The organism is Kocuria sp. KRD140 (genome assembly GCF_017168375.1).
In the GTDB taxonomy this organism is placed as follows: Bacteria; Actinomycetota; Actinomycetes; order Actinomycetales; family Micrococcaceae; genus Kocuria; species Kocuria marina.
Map to the genome: position 1 here is coordinate 264,347 of NZ_JABFAW010000002.1, position 17,839 is coordinate 282,185.

Sequence of the window (17,839 nt, forward strand, 5' to 3'; positions counted from 1 at the left end):
GGTGGCCACGTGTTCATTCCGCCCAGGACCTGTTGATAACCCGCCGCCTACCCCCTCACGTGGGACAATGACGAGCGAACCCCAATGAAACAGCATGCAACGGCACCTAAGAAAGTGATGGACCGGAATGTCCCAGCAGCGATTCCTCACACTCGCGGACGTCGCCGAGATCCTCTCGATCTCCGTCCCGCAAGCGCGTGCCATGGTGCGTTCGGGGGAGCTTCCCGCGATCCAGGTGGGCGGCCGGGGGCAGTGGCGCGTGGAGACGGTCAAGCTGGAGGAGTACATCCAACAGGGCTACGAGCGCACCGAGCAAGCGGTGCGTGAGGGCACCCTGCACTGACACACCCTTGGGACGCCGGGCGACTCACCCCGCATCGAGGGACGAGACCAGCGCCACGGCATGGAACCCCACCGTGCGCACCGCGGTGACCGAGCTACGTCGGCGGAACTGGTCCTGCGGGTGCACCGCGACGTCGAAGAAGTCCTGACCCACGGCGTCCACCGTGCCCTCGATCTCCCCGTGACGGGATTCGTCCTGCAGCACGACCCGCACGTGCACGCGCGCGGTGCTGAGGGCGCGCAGGACGTGGCCCATGCCGAGCCTGCGGATGGTCGAACGTTCCGGGAGCACTTCGAAGCGACGCGGTAGTCCCTCCCACCACACCACGCTGTGCAGTGGGACCAGGTGCTGGAGGTGCCGCTCGCGCACCACGACCCAGCCGGAGCCCACGTCCGCGAGCTCTCCCTCCAGGGTGTCACCGCGCGCTGGGCGCAACCGCACGGGACCGCCGCGGTGTGCCGCGAGCCGCTCGAGCAGCGTGAGCCGTGACAGCTCCGCCCGCGCGGTCTCCACGGCCTCCTGCTCCACGAGCCGCACCCTGGCCTGCTCGAGTTGGGCCTCCATGTCCTCGAAGAGGTCGTCCCAGCGCATCCGCCACCGTCCTTGGGTCTCGTGGTCCTGAGGTCACGCTACGGCGTGCAGGGGCCGGCTCCGCGTCGGATGTCATGCCGACATGAATGCAATTGCAACGATGATTGACAGCCGAGTGAGACCGCTGAATGATCTAAAAATGTCAAACGACATCAAACAGCACTATTCGGAGGCAAAGATGTCTGCGATCCATCGATCGGCACCTTCCACCGGCACCCGCTTGGCCGTCGCGTGGCTCGGCGTCCCCGTGCTGGCCGGGGCGCTGGGGGTTCTGGGCCTCGGATATGCGCAGACTCTGCGCGCCACAGGATCCGGTCAAGACCCCGACCTGTTGGTCGCGGTGATCGCGGCGGGTGCGTGCCTCGCCGTGGCCGGGTGGTGGGTCGGTGGACTGGTGATGCTCGCCCTCGCCCGGGCGGCCCGGCGACTGCGCTGGCACGGCCTGGAGCGGTGGGCCACGCGCCTCACGCCCGCCCTGGTTGCGCGCACCGCGGTCGCCCTCGTGGGCGTGCAGCTCGTGGTCGTGGCGCCCGCCCACGCCGACGACGCCGCCCTCGACCCCTTCTGGGCCCCGGCCACCGCCGGTACCGAGCAGCTCGCGGAGCCCTCCGCCCCCGCGCCGGAATCCGTTCAGGAAGCTGTTCCCGACACCGCACCCGGAGCGCAGACGAGCGGCCCGGAAGCGACCCCCGAATCCACGGCCGCTCCTGTACGGGCCCCGGAGGCCTCGACCCCGATGCTCGAGCCGGCCAACCCGCCCGCTGGGCAGCGCGTCTCCAATGGCGTCCTCACCGTGATGGCCGGGGACACCCTGTGGGGCCTCACCGAACAATTGCTGGGGCCGGGGGCCACGGACGCCACCGTGTGCCACAACCTCCCGGCGTGGCTCGAGCTGAACGCCGTGGCGCACCAGGGGGATCTGATCCGCCCCGGGGACCAGTTACGCGTTCCGCCCCACCTGCTCGATCCGGCGGGCACACCGCACGAGGAGCGCTGCACCGGATAGGTCTACCCCAGGCAGGTCCGCCCTGGGATCCATGACTCCAAACACGGCCACTTCAGGACCCGCCCGCGACCCACGCGGGCCCCGGAACACCGTCGGGAACTCGCCTCGCGGCGGGGCCACAACCTCTCTCCATCGTCCCCGGGCCGTCCGGCCCACCCTTCGTCACCGAGGAGCACACCATGAGCATCGCCGTCCCCGAATCAGCACCCCGCACTCCCGCGGGCGGTTACACGTGGCGCCAGGACCGCACGGTGGCGGCCCTCACGGGCAAGAACGAGATGGAGCGGGTCGGCGCGATCGCCCGCAGCATCGGGCAAGCCGCGGTGGAGATCCTCGCGGGCACCCGCCCGGCGAACCAACTGTCCCGGTGGACGGAGCCTGAGGTCGTGGAACGCTTCACCCAGCGCGCGGCCATGCTCAAGCTCGTGCAGGAACAGTGCCCGGACCGGCGCGCCGTGTTCGAGGTGCACCGCGCCGCCCGGATCCGGCGGATCCGGGTGTGCAGCCCAGCCCCCGGGTGCTACGAGGCATCCCTCGTGGTGGAGGAATCCACCCGGGCGCGCGCCGTGGCGTTACGGATCGAGCGGATCGCGCGGCAGTGGCGGGTCACCCATCTGGAGGTCGGGTGATCTCGCCGGGTCCAGCCGGGCCTCAGCGCCGCTTGCCCCGCTTCGCCTTGCCGCTGGCCTTGGCGGACTTCCCCCGACGCTGGGCGCGGTTGGCCCCCTCGCCAGCGGAGGTGACACCGTCGGCATCCGAGGCCCCGTTCGTCGTCGCCGGCTCGGTCTCCGCCGCAGGCTCGTCGTCGGAGGACACCCGGGGCTCGGGCTCCACGGCCGCGCTCGGCGTGCCGTCCTCGTCCGGGGCGGTGTACTGCAGGAACGCGGGACGCTGGGGCGTCGTGAGCTCCACGGCACCACCGTCCGCGCCGGTGCGCTGCTTGCGGACCTCCAGGTTGAACAGCGTCACCACGGTCTGCTCGCGGATGGCGGCCATCATCTCCTGGAACATGGCGTGGCCCTCGCGCTGGTACTCCACGAGCGGATCGCGCTGGGCCATGGCGCGCAGCCCGATCCCCTCCTTGAGGTAGTCCATCTCGTAGAGGTGCTCGGGCCAGCGCTGCCCGATCACCGAGAGCAGGACCCGGCGCTCGAGGTTGCGCATGGCCTTGGAACCGAGTTCGTCCTCGCGTTCCTTATAGGTGACCGCGGCGTCCGAGAGGATCTGCTCCTGGAGGAAGTCCGAGGTCAACCGCGGGCGGCCGCCCGCTTCCTCGAGGACCTCGTCGCGGGTCAGGGAGACGGGGTAGATGGCCCGCAGCGCGGTCCACAGCGCGTCCAGGTCCCAGTCCTCGGGGTGACCCGTCCCGGTGTGCTCCGTGATCACCGACGTGATGACCTCGTCCGTGAACTGCCGGATCTGATCTTCGATGTCGTCGCCCATGAGGATCCGCTTGCGATCCCGGTAGATCACGGCGCGCTGGCGGTTCAGGACGTCGTCGTACTTGAGCACGTTCTTGCGCTGCTCGGCGTTGCGCCCCTCCACCTGGTTCTGCGCGTTGGCGATACCGGAGGTGATCAAACGACCCGTCACGGGGACGTCGTCCGGGGCGATCGCCATGAGGCGCTGCGCCGCACCGGGGTTGAACAGGCGCATGAGGTCGTCCGACAGGGACAGGTAGAACCGGGATTCCCCCGGGTCCCCCTGACGACCGGACCGCCCGCGCAACTGGTTGTCGATCCGGCGGGACTCGTGGCGCTCCGTGCCCAGGACGTAGAGCCCCCCGGATTCGAGGACCTCCTCGTGTTCCGTCTTGGTCGAGGCCTCGCATTCCGCGAGGACGTCGGGCCACCGCGCCTCGTACTTCTCGGCATCGCGTTCGGGGTCCAGGCCGAGTTCGGCCATTTTCTCCACGGCGTTGAACTCGGCGTTACCGCCCAGCATGATGTCGGTGCCTCGACCGGCCATGTTGGTGGCCACGGTGACCGCGCCCTTACGGCCGGCCTGTGCCACGATCGCGGCCTCACGCGCGTGGTTCTTGGCGTTGAGCACCTCGTGGCGCACACCGCGCTTGGCCAGCAGACGGGAGAGGTACTCCGACTTCTCCACGGACGCAGTGCCCACGAGGACTGGCTGGCCCTTCTCGTGGCGATCCTCGATATCCCGCACCACGGCGGCGTACTTGGTGGCCTCGTTCTTGTAGACCACGTCCCGCTTGTCCTCGCGGGCGATGCCGCGGTGCGGCGGGATGGCCACGACGCCAATCTCGTACGTGTTCATGAACTCGGCCGCCTCGGTCTGGGCCGTACCCGTCATGCCCGAGAGCTTGTCGTACAGACGGAAGTAGTTCTGCAGTGTGATGGTGGCCATTGTCTGGTTCTCGGGCTTGATCTCCACGCCCTCTTTGGCCTCGATGGCCTGGTGGACGCCCTCGTTGTAGCGCCGCCCGGACAGCACTCGGCCGGTGTGCTCGTCCACGATTTTCACCTCGCCACCCGCGACGATGTAGTCCTTGTTCGCGCGGAACAGTTCCTTGGCCTTGATCGCGTTGTTGAGGAACCCGATCAGCGGGGTGTTCTGCGACTCGTAGAGGTTGTCGATGCCGAGCCAGTCCTCGATCTTCTCGATCCCCGGTTCGAGCACGCCCACGGTGCGTTTCTTCTCGTCGACCTCGTAGTCGGTCTCCGGGTCGAGCTTCTGCACGATGGTCGCGAACTCGCGGTACCACCGGTTGGCTTCCCCGGAGGCCGGTCCGGAGATGATGAGCGGGGTCCGCGCCTCGTCGATGAGGATGGAGTCCACTTCGTCCACGATCGCGAAGTTGTGCCCACGCTGGACGAGCTCCTCCTTGGACCAGGCCATGTTGTCCCGGAGGTAGTCGAAGCCGAACTCGTTGTTCGTGCCGTAGGTGATGTCCGCGGCGTACTGCTCACGCCGGGTCGCAGGGTCCTGACCGCTCAGGATCACGCCGGTCTCCAACCCCAGGAAACGGTAGACACGGCCCATGAGGTTGGCTTGGTACTCGGCGAGGTAGTCGTTGACCGTGACCACGTGCACGCCCTTGCCCGCGAGCGCGTTGAGGTAGGCCGGCGCCGTGGCCACCAGGGTCTTGCCCTCACCGGTCTTCATCTCCGCGATGTAACCCAGGTGCAGAGCGGCACCGCCCATGATCTGGACGTCGAAGTGACGCTGACCTAGGGTGCGGGACGCCGCTTCCCGCACGGCCGCGAACGCCTCGGGAAGAAGCCGGTCCAGGGATTCGCCGCCCTCGATGCGCTCCCGGAACGAGTCGGTCTCGGCGCGCAGCTCGGCGTCGGAGAGTTCCTTGAAACTGTCCTCGAGGCTGTTGACGGCGTCGGCGTAAGTCCTCAGCCGCTTCAGGACCCGCTTGTCCCCAGTGCGAAGAACCTTTTCCAGGAATGACGCCACGTGTGTTCGCTCCTCCGAGATCAATGGTGGGCACCGGCAGGACATTGGGTGCACCGCCGAACAGTGTACGTGAGCCAGGCTGGACGCCGGCCGCGTGCCATCGCGCCGGGCACCGGGTGGCCCCCGGACGGGTAGCCACCGAATCCCCGATGCCCACTCGGCAGGCGCGGGACGGGCAACGACCAGGTTCCCGCTACCCGCTCGCCGGGCACGGGACGGGCCCGCGACGCGGTCGCGGGCCCGTCCTCGGTGCGGTGCTGTGAATACTCAGGAGGCCTCTGAGTTCGCGGTGTCTGGCTGGTAGGCCCGCGCCTTCTCCTCCCCGGAGCGTCCGTCATTGCTGAGACTGATCACCCCGTACTCCCACCCCTTACGGCGGTACACGGCGGAGGGTTCCTGGGTCTCCTTGTCCACGAACAGGAAGAAGTCGTGACCCACGAGCTCCATCCGGTCCACGGCCTCGTCCACGGTGATCTCGTGGGCGGGGAAGCGCTTGCGCCGGATCTCCACGGGGGTAGGGGGGTCGCTCAGGGGGTACTCGGTGCTGAAGGCCTCGTCCTCGGCCGCCGCGAGTTCTTCCTGGCTGGCATACGTGGGAGTCGGTCCCGAAGGGTCCACGGGCAGCGATCCCGTGGCCTCGTGCACGGCGATGGGCCTCTGGTGCCCGGTGCGGTGGACCTTACGGCGGTCACGCGCCCGACGCAACCGCTCCACGAGCTTGGCGTAGGCCTCGTCGAACGCCGCGAACTTGTCGTCGTTGCGCGATTCGGCGCGCACCAGGGGCCCGCGCCCCACAACGGTGATCTCCACCCGCATGCCCTGGTGGCCGGAGGCGGCGTGTTCCTTGGTGACCTTGACCTCGATGGATTGGACCTTGTCGCCGAGCTGTTGGAAGCGCTCGCTCTTCTCCTCGACGTATTCCTTGAATCGGTCCGGCAGGGTGACGTTGCGGCCTAGGATGTTCAGTTCCATGAGACCCTCCACATCTTGGGGATGACGCGGGATGTGCTGCTCTCCCACACGGGACACCTTCAATGCTTCCCGTGATCTAACGCTAGAGGAAACAACGGGGAAATTCATGGATGACGACATCCGATGATCCTGCGTTCTCCCCCGGTGAACGCCCTACGCGCACCCCCGCGAGGGTCACGACCGCGGGTACCCTGGCCCCGGCCGCGGTCAGGGCGCGGACGGCCTCGGCGGCCGTGGCGCCCGTGGTGAGCACGTCGTCCACGACCACGCACGTGAGTCCCGACATGTCCCGGGCGCGCAGGCTCCCGCGTAGCGCCCGGGTGCGCTGGATCCTCCCGCGGCCCTTCTGGGTGCCGCTCCCGGCCACCGCGCGGTGCGTGAGGGCGGGTGCGATGTGCGACCGCGGGGGCAGGGCCGCGCCGCGCAGCAGGGTGGCGACCGGATCGAACCATCGACGCCGCCGCGCGCGGGCGCTCGTGGGCACCGGCACCAAGTACAGGGTGGGCCTGTCGTCGCCGAGCTCGCGCGCCACGGTCGCCAGGGCTGCCGAGAGCACGGCGGAGAGTACGGGAGCGAGGTCGGTACGGCCGCCGTTCTTGAAGGACAGCACGCACGAGGCGAGTTCGTGCTCGTACTCCCCCGCGACGACGACCCGCACACCGGACGCGGCGAGCGCCGCCGGGGGTGTCACCAGGTGCGGCCGGGCCGTGGCGCGGCGCAGCACGATCCGACACGCACGGCACAGTATGGCGCCCGGGGCGGCACACACCGCGCACGACACCGGTAACACCAGGTCCAGGGCCTGCGTGCACCACCCGCTGACGACCGCGGCCCGACGGTCCCACCGCGCGAGAACCGACGGGCGACGCCACGGTGCGCCGACGGTGCCACTGCCCGGAGCGGCGTCGTACAGCGCGGAACGAGGCACCGCCGAGGAGCGGTACGGAACGACGGGGCGGGAGCGGGTCATGGCACCAGTTCACGGTGCGCGGACGGTGTCCGTCCCCGGTACGGCAGACATGTGCAGCGCGCAGCGCACGGCGCACCCACTCAGGAACGGGTGCTCACCCCGCGAATGCGGTGTCCGTGACCTCTTCACTCTGCAGCGCCCAGGAACTGCCCGTGAGCATGTAGAGCCGCCCGTCCGAGGCGCCGTACACCGCGGCGGACCCGTTGCCCCCGGCCAGGGAGGTCACCCCGGTCAGGGCAGGCAGCTCGTCCACCTTGCCCGCGATCGTGTACCGGCGGGGCTGCGCGTTGGTGTCCTGGTCCAGGGCACTGGACACGAACTCGTCCGGGCCGATCCACTGGGCGGTGTCCACGTCCACGCCCGTGGCCACGGCATTGCCCTTCGCGAGTTCGGTGGGTCTGCCGGAGGCGTCCCGCACCACGCCCGCGATCCACACGGTGGAACGCGTCGCGGCGGCGTCGGTCGTGACCACGAGCGCCCGGCTGCCCTCGCGGGAGATCCGCAGGGACGCCACGTGCTGGTCGTCGAGCCACGAGGCGGACACGGTGTCACCCTGCCCCTCCGACGACGCCCGCACGACCCGGACGGTCCCGGAGCGGTCCGCGCCCCACACCCACCCCAGGTTGTCGAAACTCGGCCGGGTGGGCTTGTACCCGGACCACCGCTGCCGGGGTTGCTGTCCGGGGGACACGGTGTAGACCGTGGAACCGGCGCTGTCCACAAACCCGAAGGCCCCGGCCTCCACGCCCATTCCCGGTTTGCTGAGCGTGACGCCCTCTGGCACCGTGAGGTCCGGGATCAGTTCGGTCTGGCCGCCCTGGTAGAACGCGAGCTTGTTGTCGGAGACCCCGATTTGCCGGTTGGGGACGGTCACGGTCTGGATCGGGTCGTTGTCGCTGCCGCCGGAGGTGTCCACCGGGGCGTCGTTGATCCGCAGTTCGACGTCGTCCACGTTCGGGATGGTGCGCAGGGTGGCCCGCAGCTGTTGTTCCATCCGGCGTGCCTGGTTCACCTCCGCGGGGTCGAAGCTCGCGAGCGTGAGGTCCACCGCCGCGGTCCCCCCGGACACCGGCACGGCCGAACGGGACAGCGCGGTACCCTGCGGGATCGCACTGGTCACGGCATTGCCCAGATACGCGGCGGGCCCGCGCATGAGCGCGCGCACCGCCGCCGTGGAGGTCGTGGAGCGGGTCGCGAACCACCGCGGATCCGGAACGAGGTACTTGCTGTCCTGAGCCGAGTAGAAGTAGAGGTTGGTGGGCGAAAAGATCTTCTCGAAGTCCGCTTGCGGGACCACCACGCCGTCGGGCGCCCGGGAGATCCGCCACTGCCCGTCCACCGAGGTGAGCACGAAATCCAGGACGCGCGTGCTGCCCGAGGGCTGCTTGGCGAGCACGCCGCTGGCACTGAGCTCCCCGCTGACCTCCATGCTCGTGCGGAATTCGCCGTCGTTGAGCCGCGGCACCGTGGTGGGCTCCCCCGAGTGGATGAGCACGCGGGTATCCGGCTTCCAGGTCGCGGCGAGCTGCGGTGTGAGGTACTGGCGGGCCACGGAGTAGTCGTCCTGCGCGCCCACCCCGGCGGCCAGGAACCCCTCCACAATCTCCTGGGCCGTGGCCCCCACCCGGGGCCCCTGGGGATTGAAGGGCATCGCGGACTGCTGGGTCTGCTCCGTAGGCTCGATCACCTTGTGCACGGGCCCGGAGCGCGGCATGGCCCCGCACGCGGAGAGGGTCAGGCCCAGAACCATCGCGCACGCCAGGCCCGTGTACCGCGCCCGACGCCGCGTGGTCCCGAACACGACGTCGCTCACCCGGCGCGTGTCCCCGACGGCCCGGATGGCATCCGCCCGATCACGGGTCCGATCGTGGTCTGCGGGATTCATGATTCCTCCGTCCGATCACGGTGTCGCGAGGCGCTCGAGCCCGTGCGCTCTTGTGCCGAAACGTTCGCATCCGTCGTCGCGGCTGGCTCCCCGGCGGCCACGTCGGCGTCCGAAAAGTCCATGAGCAGCTGGCCCGTGTCCCGGTCCTCGCTCGGGCGCACGGCCGGGGCAGTGAGCTGCAACGAACCGGTGTCGGTGACCCGAGCGGTGGATTCGTTGTGCTGTTCCACGGGTGGCATGGGCAGCGGATTGGGCTGCTCTGGATCCAGCACCTGGTTCCGCAGCAGGGGCAGGGTGAGCCGGAAGCACGCGCCATTGTCGGGTTCGGCCCACACCGTGAGCGCGCCCCCGTGCAACCGCGTGTCCTCCGTGGCGATCGCGAGCCCCAGGCCCGTACCGCCCACCGTGCGAGCGCGCGCGGGATCCCCGCGCCAGAACCGGTTGAAGACCTTGGTCGTCTGCTCCTCGGTCATCCCGATGCCGTGGTCGCGCACCGCCACGGACACACAGTTCTCGTTGGCGCCCACGTAGATGTCCACGGGCTTGCTCTCCCCGTGCTCGAGCGCATTGGTCACGAGATTGCGCAGGATCCGGTCGATCCGCCGCTGGTCCATCTGCACCACGCAGCGGGTCAGGGTGGACCGCACCGTGAGCTCCGAACCTGATTCGAGCACGAGCGGCGCGCACGCCTCCACGACGTCGTAGATGACGGTGAAGATGTCCGTGGACGCCATGTCCAGGCGGGCCGCGCCGGCGTCGAACCGTGAAATCTCGAGCAGGTCCGAGAGCAACGAGTCGAAGCGGTCCACCTGGTTGTGCAGCAGCTCGGCGGAGCGCCGGTTGACGGGATCGAAGTCCTCGCGTGCATTGTAGAGCACCTCCGCGGCCATCTTCACAGTGGTCAAGGGTGTGCGCAGCTCGTGGGAGACGTCCGAGACGAAGGTCTGCTGCATGGACGAGAGGTGTTCGAGCTGGGTGATCTGCCCCTGGATGGAATCCGCCATGCGGTTGAACGAACGGCTCAACCGGGCGGCCTCGTTGCTGCCGTGGACCTCCATGCGCACGTCCAGATCACCCTCGGACAACCGCTGCGACACGCGCGCCGTACTCGAGACCGGGCGCACCACTTCCCGGGTCACGTACCACACGATGGTTCCCACGAGCAGCAACAGCGCGACCATGGACAGCAACAGCACCGCGTGGATCGAGTCCAGGGTGGCCTGCGGGTCCGAGAAATCGTAGACGAAGTACAACCCGTAGCGAGAGTTCTGGTTGAGCTGGACTACGTCCCCGATCACGATGACCGGTTTCTCCGGCTCGTTCTCCGCCATGCGGACCGAGGCCGGTTGCCAGTACGTGCCGTCCCCATTGGCCACGCGCCGTTGCAGTTGTTGGGGCACGGTGGCGGAGGTCATCCACGCGCTCTCGGTCTGCACGCCCACGAACAACTGCCCCGCGCCCTGGTCCAGGGGGATCAGGATCCAGCGGTGGTCGGTGGTGCTCGTGTCCTGGCTCAGCCCGCCCAGCGTGGAGTTGATCAGCGCCTGGACCTCGGTGCGGTCGGAGGCGTCCGAGGCGTCGAAGCTCGCCTGGGCGGTGCGGATGTCGCTGCGGGCCTCCTCGAGCACCTGGTCCAGGCGGTCGGTGAACAACCGGTCCGCGATCTGGTGGGACAGAAAGCTACCCGTGGCGAGGAACGCCACGGACGTGAGCGTGAGCGCCACGGCGATCGCGCGAAACTGCAGGGACTGCCGCCAGCGGCGGATGAGCATGCGCCGACCCAGCCGGATCCTGCGGAAGCGTTTGGGTCGACGCCGCTCGGCGGGGCTGTGCGCCACGGGTCGCGCCGGGGCGGACGTCATTTATGCGCGTGTCCCCCGGCTTTGTAGCCGATCCCGCGCACCGTGAGGACCACCTCCGGGTTCTCCGGATCGCGTTCCACCTTGGAGCGCAACCGCTGCACGTGCACGTTGACCAGGCGGTTGTCCGCGGCGTGGGGGTAGCCCCACACGTCACGCAGCAGCTCGTCCCGGCTGAACACCTGGTGCGGCGAGCGCGCCAGGGTCGCGAGCAGGTCGAACTCCAGCGGGGTCAGGAAAATCTCCTGCCCGGCCCGGGTCACGCTGTGCCCGGTCACGTCGATCACGATGTCCCCGAGCGTGATCTCCTGGGTGGCCCCGCGGTCCATAGGGCGCAGACGCGCCTTGACGCGGGCCACGAGCTCGGCGGGTTTGAAGGGCTTGGGGACGTAGTCGTCCGCGCCGGCCTCGAGCCCGCGCACCACGTCCGCGGTGTCGGACTTGGCGGTGAGCATCACGATCGGGATGTCCGACTCGGCGCGGATCTGCTGGCACACCTGGATCCCGTCCATGCCGGGGAGCATGAGGTCCAGGAGGATGAGGTCCGGTTCGGAGGCGCGGAACACGTCCCGGGCGCCGGCGCCGTCGTAGCAGTAGACGGGCTCGAAGTCCTCGGACGCGAGGATGATGCCGATCATTTCGGACAACGCGGCGTCGTCGTCCACCACCAGGATTCTTGCTTTCATGGCCCGCTTTCGCGCTCGTCCCTGACACCCGGAGCGGCCGGGATCGGCGTCCGTGTACGCCCTCGATTCTACGGCCTGGCCGGGCTCAACCCTCGTTGCACGCCTCGGTGAGCGCGCCGCCCAGGTGCGTCACCCGCCGCAGGGCGTCCGGCAGGTGCGGCGGGGTGAGCTCGCTGATCCGCGCCGACGGCGCCAGCACGGTTCCCAGCAACGCCGCCGGATCCATGCCCAGCTCACGCCACGGGCCCAGCACGCGCCGCACGAGCTCGGACACGGGCGTGCGCCCGGCCACAGGGACGGTGTCGAAACACAACCGCACCCCCGCCTCGTGCAGGGCCGCGAGGGGCTCCCACTGCTCGGTGGGCCCGTCCGGCAGACCAAGCACGGCGGCGTCCGCGCCGACCCGCGGGGTCCAGTCGATCCCGACGGCGCCCGCGTCCAGGACCACGGTCTCCGCCCCCGCCGCACGGCACGCGGCCACGGCGTCCGAGAGCGTGGCGCGCAGTTCCTGGCGCGGCAGCGCACGCAGGGTGCGGTAGCCGCTCGCGGTCGGGATGCGCCCGGTCACCACGCGTTCCAGCTCTGGTTCCTCAAGCACCAGCACGACACCGCGCCCGTCCGTGTTGCGCCGCAGCACGGCCACGAGGTCCGCGACGCCCAAGCACCACGACTGCGCGAGATCACGGCGAGCGCCGGGATCCGACTGCAGCTTCTCCCCGTTGTGCACGTGGACGGTCGCCGCGAGGGAGACCGGGCCGAGCAGCGAGAAGGCGATCGGTCCGGTGTCCGCGCCGGATTCGGCGCCCAGGACGTCCGCGACCACGTTGAGGTCGCTCTCCAGTTGCCGGCGTGCACGGCGGGAGTCGTCGCCGGGGACACCGCTGATCCGCCACCCGTGGGGCTGCCGGTCCGCGTAGAGGGAATCGAGCACGGCGCACGTGCGGGCCGCGAGCTCGGCGTGCGGACCCCGTTCCGGCAGCAGCGGCACGGTGGCCAGGTGCGGTGCGCCCAGCTCGCCGCGCAGCACGGTGAACGTCTCGAGGGGGTCCGTGCCACGCAGGGAACGGGTGAGGGTCGCGGTGACTGCTTCGCTCATGCGTCGGTGCTGCGCTGGTGGTTTTCGGAAATGGCCTCGTGGTGGCGGATGACCTCGCTGATGATGAAGTTCAGGAACTTCTCCGCGAATTCGGGATCCAGGTGTGCGGCCTCCGCAAGTCGGCGCAACCGGTGGATTTGCGTCTTCTCGCGTTCGGGGTCCGAGGGCGGGAGGTCGTTCTCCGCCTTGAGCTTGCCCACCTGTTGGGTCGCCTTGAAGCGTTCGGCGAGCAGGTGCACGAGTGCGGCGTCGATGTTGTCGATCGTGCCGCGAATGGCTTCCAAGCGCGTCAACGCGCTGTCCGCGGGACGGTCGGTGCCCGGTGAATCGGCTCCCGATGAGTCGACGGGCGCGTGGTCGGCGGGGTCGGTGACTGCACTCATGCGTCCACTGTAATAGTGGCGCGCCCGGCGCCCGGTCGTGTGGCGGTCATGCCGCCCCACGTGGGGCTCAGGACGCGGCCGCGGCCGCGCGATCGGCGAAGGCGGCGTCGATGGTGGCCTGGCCCAGCACACGGGTGCCCTGGTAGAGCACCATGGTCTGCCCGGGGGCCACACCGCGCTGGGGCTCGTCGAGGCGCACGGACAACCGCTGCTGCCCGTCCTGCCGGGTGAGCCACGCGCGCGCCGGCGCGGGATCGCCGTGGGCGCGCACCTGGACCGTCACGGGGAACTCATCGGAGCGACCGTCCACGTCCTCGGCCATCGCCGCGACCTCGCGGGGCGGGAGCCCAGCCCACGACGGGCGGATGCCCTCCATGACGTCGATCGACAGCAGGGCCTCCGGCCCCACGACCACCTCGTTGGTCTTGGGCCGGATCTCCAGGACGAAGCGGGGCTTGCCGTCCGGGGCGGGCCGGCCGATGTGCAGACCCCGGCGCTGACCCACCGTGTAGGCGTGCGCGCCGCGGTGCTCACCGAGTTCGGTGCCTTGGGTGTCCACGATCCTCCCGGGGGCGAGCTCCATGTGGTCCTCGAGCCACCCGCGGGTGTCCCCGTCCGGGATGAAGCAGATGTCGTGCGAATCGGGCTTCTTGGCCACGGACAGCCCGCGCTCCTCAGCCTCGGCGCGCACCTGCGCCTTGGACGGGGTCTCGGCCAGGGGGAAGATCGCGTGCTCAAGCTGCTCGGCGGTGAGCACGCCCAGCACGTAGGACTGGTCCTTGGCCCAATCGGCCGCGCGGTGCAGTTCCTTGTGCCCGTCCGCATCCGTCACGACCTTGGCGTAGTGGCCCGTGCACACGGCGTCGAACCCCAGGGCGAGCGCTTTCTCGAGCAGGGCCGCGAACTTGATCTTCTCGTTGCAGCGCATGCACGGGTTGGGGGTACGCCCCGCAGCGTACTCGGCCACGAAGTCGTCCACGACGTCCGCCTGGAACCGTTCGGAGAAGTCCCACACGTAGTACGGGATCCCGAGCTTCTCAGCCGCGCGCCATGCATCCCGGGAGTCCTCGATCGTGCAACACCCCCGCGCGCCCGTGCGCAGCGTGCCCGGGGTGCGGGACAGCGCCAGGTGCACGCCCGTGACGTCGTGCCCCGCGTCCACGGCGCGCGCCGCGGCCACCGCCGAGTCCACACCGCCGCTCATCGCTGCCAGAACACGCACGTCAATTCCTCCAGGTCCGTCGAGGGTCAAAAAAATTGTTGGTCGAACCGGTTTAACAACCAGCGCGCCGCCGGGGCTATTCCCGACGGCGCCGCAGTTCCCGACCCCGCCGTTCCCGGCCACTCCGCGGTTCCTGACGGCACTGCTCAGGACGCGAAGCCCGGGACGTGCCCGGACAGCCCCGCGGTGTGGGCGCGGTCGTAGACCTCCGCCACGGCGGCCAACACCGCGGCGACGTCGTCCGGCGTGCTCGAGTGTCCCAGGGAGAAGCGCTGGGCACCGCGCGCGGTCTCCTCGGGAACCCCCATGGCCAGCAACACGTGGGATGCGCGCGGGACGCCCGCGTTGCACGCCGAGCCCGTGGACAGCGCGACCCCCGCGGCGTCGAAGAGGAAGAGCATGGAATCGCCCTCGCACCCGGGGAACGTGAAGTGTGCGTTGCCCGGCAGCCGCGTGGGGCGCGCCCACTCGTCCTCGGGTGCGCCGGGCTCGGGCCCGCGCAGCACGGCCTGCGGGACCCGTTCGCGGATCCCCGCCACGAGGGTGTCGCGCAATCGTGCGCGACGCACGAACTCGGCGTGCGCATCACGCTGGGCGGCGTGCACTGCGGCACCGAACGCGGCCGCCCCCGCGGCGTTGACCGTGCCGGAACGCACGCTGCGCTCCTGGCCCCCGCCGAAACTCGTGGCGGCCAACGTCACCGTGCGGGGGGCGTACAGCGCGCCCACACCCATCGGACCGCCGAGCTTGTGTGCGGACACCGCAAGAGTGCTGATCCCGGGCAAGTGCGCGTCCACGGGCACCGCGCAGAACGCCTGCACGGCGTCCACGTGGAAGGACACCCCCACCCGGTCGCACAGGGCCGCGAGCTCCGCGATCGGTTGCACCGTGCCGACCTCGTTGTTGGCCCACATCACAGTCACCAGGGCCAGCTCGTCGCCGCGGCGGGCGAGCAGCTCCCGCAGATCGTCGGGGTCCACCCGGCCGTCGGCATCGACCTCGAGCCACGCGAGCTCGGCGCCCTCGTGCGCGGCGAGCCACTCGGCGGCCTCGGATACCGCGTGGTGTTCCACGGTGGACAGCGCGATCACGGTGCGACGCGAATCCGCGTCCCGGGCCGCCCGGAACAGCCCGAGCACGGCCATGTTGTCCGCTTCCGTCCCGCCGGACGTGAGGATGATCTCCACCGGTTCCGCGTTCAACGCCGCGGCCACGCTGTCCCGTCCGGTCTCCAGGGCCATGCGCGCGGAGCGCCCACCCGAGTGCAGGGACGCGGGGTTGCCGCCGCGTTGGGCCTGCGCCACGTAGGCCTCGACGGCCTCGGGCAGCATGTCGGTCGTGGCGGCGTGATCCATGTAGACGCGTGGTGTGGGCATGGGTCCAATTCTAGGCGCGCCCACCGCGGCCCTCCCTCGGCCGCGCACCTCCGGTGCGACCTCCCCAGCGCACCGCCGGTGAGACCCCCGGCTGCGTCGATACAACGCCCCGCGCCCCGCCGGTGCCGTGCCGCACGGACGCGCCTACACTCGCAGCCATGCTGCATTTCGTCTTCCACACCCCCGAGATCCCCGGCAACACGGGAAACGCCATCCGCCTCGCGGCGTGTACGGGCGCGCGCCTGCACCTCGTGGAGCCCCTGGGCTTCACGTTCGGGGACGCCCACCTGCGCCGGGCAGGGTTGGACTACCACGATCTCGCGGTCATGGACGTGCACCCCAGCGTGGAAGCACTGTGGGACGCGCTCGGGGACGCCCGGGTCCTCGCGTTCACGTCCCACTCGAGCACCCGCCACACGGACGTGACCTACCAGGACGGGGACGTCCTGCTCTTCGGCCGCGAGTCCACGGGGCTGCCCACCGATGTCCTCGAGGACGAGCACGTCACCGAACACGTCCGGATCCCCATGCTGCCCGGGCGCCGCTCCCTCAACCTCGCCAACTCCGCGTCCATCGCACTCTACGAGGCCTGGCGGCAGTTGGGCTTCCCCGACGGCGTGTGATCCCGCCACGACGACGGCGCTCGCCGGGTACCGTGCATATGCACACCCTGCGAGCGCCGTCGTGAACGCCGTCGGCGCGGCCGGAGCCGCGGGCGCCTACTTGCCCGATTGCTCGGCGGCGTCGCCCACCCTGACCTTGGCCGTGTGCTCGTCCCCGCCGCGCCGGTAGGTGACCTCCGCCTCCGTCCCGGCCGCGAGTTCGCGCACGCCGGCGGTGAGAGCGTCCGCGTCCGTGATGCGCTTGCCGTTGAACTGCGTGATCACGTCGTTCGCGCGCAACCCGGTGTCCGCGGCCGGGGAGCCGTCCTGCACGCTGCGCACGAGGGCACCCGAGGAGAACTGCTCCGAGTTGCTCCCGGACGGCGTGTAGGCGGAGACGGACGCGCCCAGGTAGCCGTGCGTGGCCTTGCCGTCCTTGATGATCTCGTCCGCGACCCGCTTGGCCGTGTTGGACGGGATCGAGAATCCCACACCGATGTTCCCCGAACTGGAGGAGTCGTTCGAGGAGGACCCCGCCGCCGAGGCGATCGCCACGTTGATGCCGATCACCTGACCGCTCGAGTTCACGAGCGCGCCGCCCGAGTTGCCGGGGTTGATCGCCGCGTCCGTCTGCAGGACGTTGAGGTAGACGCTCGACTTCGCGGACTGCGAGCTCGACTGCCCGTTGTCCGGGAAGTTGAAGAAGAAGTCCTGCCCGCCGCCGCCCTGCTGGGAGTCCTCTGGGGTCTCCTGCGCCGCTGAGGAGGCGACGGCGATCGTCCGGTTGAGCGTGGAGACGATGCCGTCCGTGACGGTCCCGCTCAGTCCGAGCGGTGAGCCGATCGCGATCGCGGTGTCCCCCACGTTGAGCTTGCTCGAATCCCCGAATTCCGCGGGCGTAAGACCGCTCGGGTCCACCTTGATCACCGCGAGGTCCGATTCGGGGTCCGTGCCCACGAGGCTGGCCTTGCGCACGGAACCGTCCGAGGTCTGGACCTCCAGGTTGGCATCCGAGCTCGCGCCGTCCAGCGTGACCACGTGGGTGTTGGTGAGGATGTGTCCTTGATCGTCCAAGATCACACCGGACCCCGTCCCCGCGCGGCCCCCGGCGGACGCGGAAATCGTCACCACGGACGGGGAGGCCTTGTGGGTGGCCCCCGTGATCTGGTTGACCGATTCCGTGTTGTTCACGATCACCGGGGAGCTGTTGCCCGCCGCGGACACGCCGTTGTTCTCGGCGAGGGCGCCGGTCCCCACCGCGGTCCCCGCACCGATCAGCCCTGCGAGCACCATCCCGGCGACCAGGGCACCCGCCGAGAACTTGCGCTTGGGCGTCGTGGCGGTCGCAGCACCACCGACCGGTTGCGACGCCGCGGTATAGCCGCCCTGACCACCGGAATAGGTGCCGTACTGGTAACC

At 69.9% G+C, this 17,839-nt stretch carries 16 protein-coding genes; 4 read left to right on the plus strand and 12 right to left on the minus strand.

Annotated elements, in window-relative coordinates; translation table 11 throughout:
• Nucleotides 1-127: 127 nt before the first annotated feature.
• Nucleotides 128-343 (plus strand): helix-turn-helix domain-containing protein, encoded by a 216-nt coding sequence (locus J1M36_RS03445; protein WP_085107605.1) that lies wholly within the window; start codon nucleotides 128-130, stop codon nucleotides 341-343.
• Between the two features lie 24 nt (nucleotides 344-367).
• On the opposite strand, the gene J1M36_RS03450 is transcribed toward J1M36_RS03445, so the two are convergent.
• Entirely contained in the window at nucleotides 368-934 is a 567-nt protein-coding gene (locus J1M36_RS03450; RefSeq protein WP_085107607.1) for a hypothetical protein, read from the minus strand.
• A gap of 139 nt (nucleotides 935-1,073) precedes the next feature.
• Between J1M36_RS03450 and J1M36_RS03455 the strand changes: the two genes are divergently transcribed.
• Together J1M36_RS03455 and J1M36_RS03460 are read left to right on the plus strand one after the other, a co-directional pair.
• A complete protein-coding gene (locus J1M36_RS03455; protein ID WP_206478663.1) occupies nucleotides 1,074-1,940 on the plus strand; it encodes a hypothetical protein in 867 nt (288 codons plus the stop codon).
• A gap of 179 nt (nucleotides 1,941-2,119) precedes the next feature.
• The gene (locus tag J1M36_RS03460) at nucleotides 2,120-2,569 is read left to right on the plus strand and encodes an Rv3235 family protein (protein ID WP_131332632.1); all 450 of its coding nucleotides are present in this window, start codon (nucleotides 2,120-2,122) and stop codon (nucleotides 2,567-2,569) included.
• A gap of 22 nt (nucleotides 2,570-2,591) precedes the next feature.
• Here the strand turns inward: J1M36_RS03460 and secA are convergent, their stop codons facing one another.
• The 10 genes from secA to J1M36_RS03510 form a co-directional block, all read right to left on the minus strand.
• The gene (gene secA / locus J1M36_RS03465; RefSeq protein WP_206478664.1) at nucleotides 2,592-5,369 is read right to left on the minus strand and encodes a preprotein translocase subunit SecA; all 2,778 of its coding nucleotides are present in this window, start codon (nucleotides 5,367-5,369) and stop codon (nucleotides 2,592-2,594) included.
• A 267-nt stretch (nucleotides 5,370-5,636) separates the two neighbouring features.
• The gene (gene raiA, locus J1M36_RS03470) at nucleotides 5,637-6,341 is read right to left on the minus strand and encodes a ribosome-associated translation inhibitor RaiA (protein WP_131332630.1); all 705 of its coding nucleotides are present in this window, start codon (nucleotides 6,339-6,341) and stop codon (nucleotides 5,637-5,639) included.
• An 82-nt stretch (nucleotides 6,342-6,423) separates the two neighbouring features.
• Complete coding sequence (locus J1M36_RS03475) at nucleotides 6,424-7,311, minus strand: ComF family protein (RefSeq protein WP_206398938.1); 888 nt, start codon at nucleotides 7,309-7,311, stop codon at nucleotides 6,424-6,426.
• 94 nt (nucleotides 7,312-7,405) lie between these two features.
• Complete coding sequence (locus J1M36_RS03480; protein WP_241246786.1) at nucleotides 7,406-9,196, minus strand: LpqB family beta-propeller domain-containing protein; 1,791 nt, start codon at nucleotides 9,194-9,196, stop codon at nucleotides 7,406-7,408.
• Nucleotides 9,193-11,058, minus strand: a complete 1,866-nt coding sequence (gene mtrB / locus J1M36_RS03485; RefSeq protein WP_206478665.1) for an MtrAB system histidine kinase MtrB — start codon at nucleotides 11,056-11,058, stop codon at nucleotides 9,193-9,195. The genes J1M36_RS03480 and mtrB overlap by 4 nt, the downstream gene beginning before the upstream one ends.
• Nucleotides 11,055-11,741: an MtrAB system response regulator MtrA gene (gene mtrA, locus J1M36_RS03490; protein ID WP_131332627.1), complete on the minus strand. Its 687-nt coding sequence runs from the start codon at nucleotides 11,739-11,741 to the stop codon at nucleotides 11,055-11,057. The genes mtrB and mtrA overlap by 4 nt, the downstream gene beginning before the upstream one ends.
• Before the next feature lie 85 nt (nucleotides 11,742-11,826).
• Nucleotides 11,827-12,837 (minus strand): hypothetical protein, encoded by a 1,011-nt coding sequence (locus J1M36_RS03495; protein ID WP_206478666.1) that lies wholly within the window; start codon nucleotides 12,835-12,837, stop codon nucleotides 11,827-11,829.
• Nucleotides 12,834-13,220 (minus strand): chorismate mutase, encoded by a 387-nt coding sequence (locus tag J1M36_RS03500; RefSeq protein WP_064845803.1) that lies wholly within the window; start codon nucleotides 13,218-13,220, stop codon nucleotides 12,834-12,836. The genes J1M36_RS03495 and J1M36_RS03500 overlap by 4 nt, the downstream gene beginning before the upstream one ends.
• A gap of 67 nt (nucleotides 13,221-13,287) precedes the next feature.
• Nucleotides 13,288-14,442 carry a tRNA 2-thiouridine(34) synthase MnmA gene (gene mnmA, locus J1M36_RS03505; protein WP_064845802.1) on the minus strand — a complete coding sequence of 385 codons (1,155 nt, stop codon included), beginning with the start codon at nucleotides 14,440-14,442 and terminating at the stop codon, nucleotides 13,288-13,290.
• 146 nt (nucleotides 14,443-14,588) lie between these two features.
• Nucleotides 14,589-15,818 (minus strand): cysteine desulfurase family protein, encoded by a 1,230-nt coding sequence (locus tag J1M36_RS03510; protein ID WP_206478667.1) that lies wholly within the window; start codon nucleotides 15,816-15,818, stop codon nucleotides 14,589-14,591.
• A gap of 158 nt (nucleotides 15,819-15,976) precedes the next feature.
• On the opposite strand from J1M36_RS03510, the gene J1M36_RS03515 reads away from it, so the two are divergent.
• Nucleotides 15,977-16,441, plus strand: coding sequence for a tRNA (cytidine(34)-2'-O)-methyltransferase (locus tag J1M36_RS03515; RefSeq protein ID WP_064845800.1), 465 nt, complete (start codon nucleotides 15,977-15,979; stop codon nucleotides 16,439-16,441).
• A 96-nt stretch (nucleotides 16,442-16,537) separates the two neighbouring features.
• Here the strand turns inward: J1M36_RS03515 and J1M36_RS03520 are convergent.
• Nucleotides 16,538-17,839, minus strand: a 1,302-nt coding sequence (locus J1M36_RS03520; protein ID WP_241246787.1) for a trypsin-like peptidase domain-containing protein, incomplete at its 5' end; no start/stop codon positions are given.

What these genes read in the sequence shown, in the direction of transcription:
- J1M36_RS03445 (WP_085107605.1), top strand. Translation starts at nt 128, where the DNA reads ATGTCCCAGCAGCGATTCCTCACACTCGCGGACGTCGCCGAGATCCTC.
- J1M36_RS03450 (WP_085107607.1), bottom strand. Translation starts at nt 934, where the DNA reads ATGCGCTGGGACGACCTCTTCGAGGACATGGAGGCCCAACTCGAGCAG.
- J1M36_RS03455 (WP_206478663.1), top strand. Translation starts at nt 1,074, where the DNA reads ATGTCAAACGACATCAAACAGCACTATTCGGAGGCAAAGATGTCTGCG.
- J1M36_RS03460 (WP_131332632.1), top strand. Translation starts at nt 2,120, where the DNA reads ATGAGCATCGCCGTCCCCGAATCAGCACCCCGCACTCCCGCGGGCGGT.
- raiA (WP_131332630.1), bottom strand. Translation starts at nt 6,341, where the DNA reads ATGGAACTGAACATCCTAGGCCGCAACGTCACCCTGCCGGACCGATTC.
- J1M36_RS03475 (WP_206398938.1), bottom strand. Translation starts at nt 7,311, where the DNA reads ATGACCCGCTCCCGCCCCGTCGTTCCGTACCGCTCCTCGGCGGTGCCT.
- J1M36_RS03480 (WP_241246786.1), bottom strand. Translation starts at nt 9,196, where the DNA reads ATGAATCCCGCAGACCACGATCGGACCCGTGATCGGGCGGATGCCATC.
- mtrB (WP_206478665.1), bottom strand. Translation starts at nt 11,058, where the DNA reads ATGACGTCCGCCCCGGCGCGACCCGTGGCGCACAGCCCCGCCGAGCGG.
- mtrA (WP_131332627.1), bottom strand. Translation starts at nt 11,741, where the DNA reads ATGAAAGCAAGAATCCTGGTGGTGGACGACGACGCCGCGTTGTCCGAA.
- J1M36_RS03495 (WP_206478666.1), bottom strand. Translation starts at nt 12,837, where the DNA reads ATGAGCGAAGCAGTCACCGCGACCCTCACCCGTTCCCTGCGTGGCACG.
- J1M36_RS03500 (WP_064845803.1), bottom strand. Translation starts at nt 13,220, where the DNA reads ATGAGTGCAGTCACCGACCCCGCCGACCACGCGCCCGTCGACTCATCG.
- J1M36_RS03510 (WP_206478667.1), bottom strand. Translation starts at nt 15,818, where the DNA reads ATGCCCACACCACGCGTCTACATGGATCACGCCGCCACGACCGACATG.
- J1M36_RS03515 (WP_064845800.1), top strand. Translation starts at nt 15,977, where the DNA reads ATGCTGCATTTCGTCTTCCACACCCCCGAGATCCCCGGCAACACGGGA.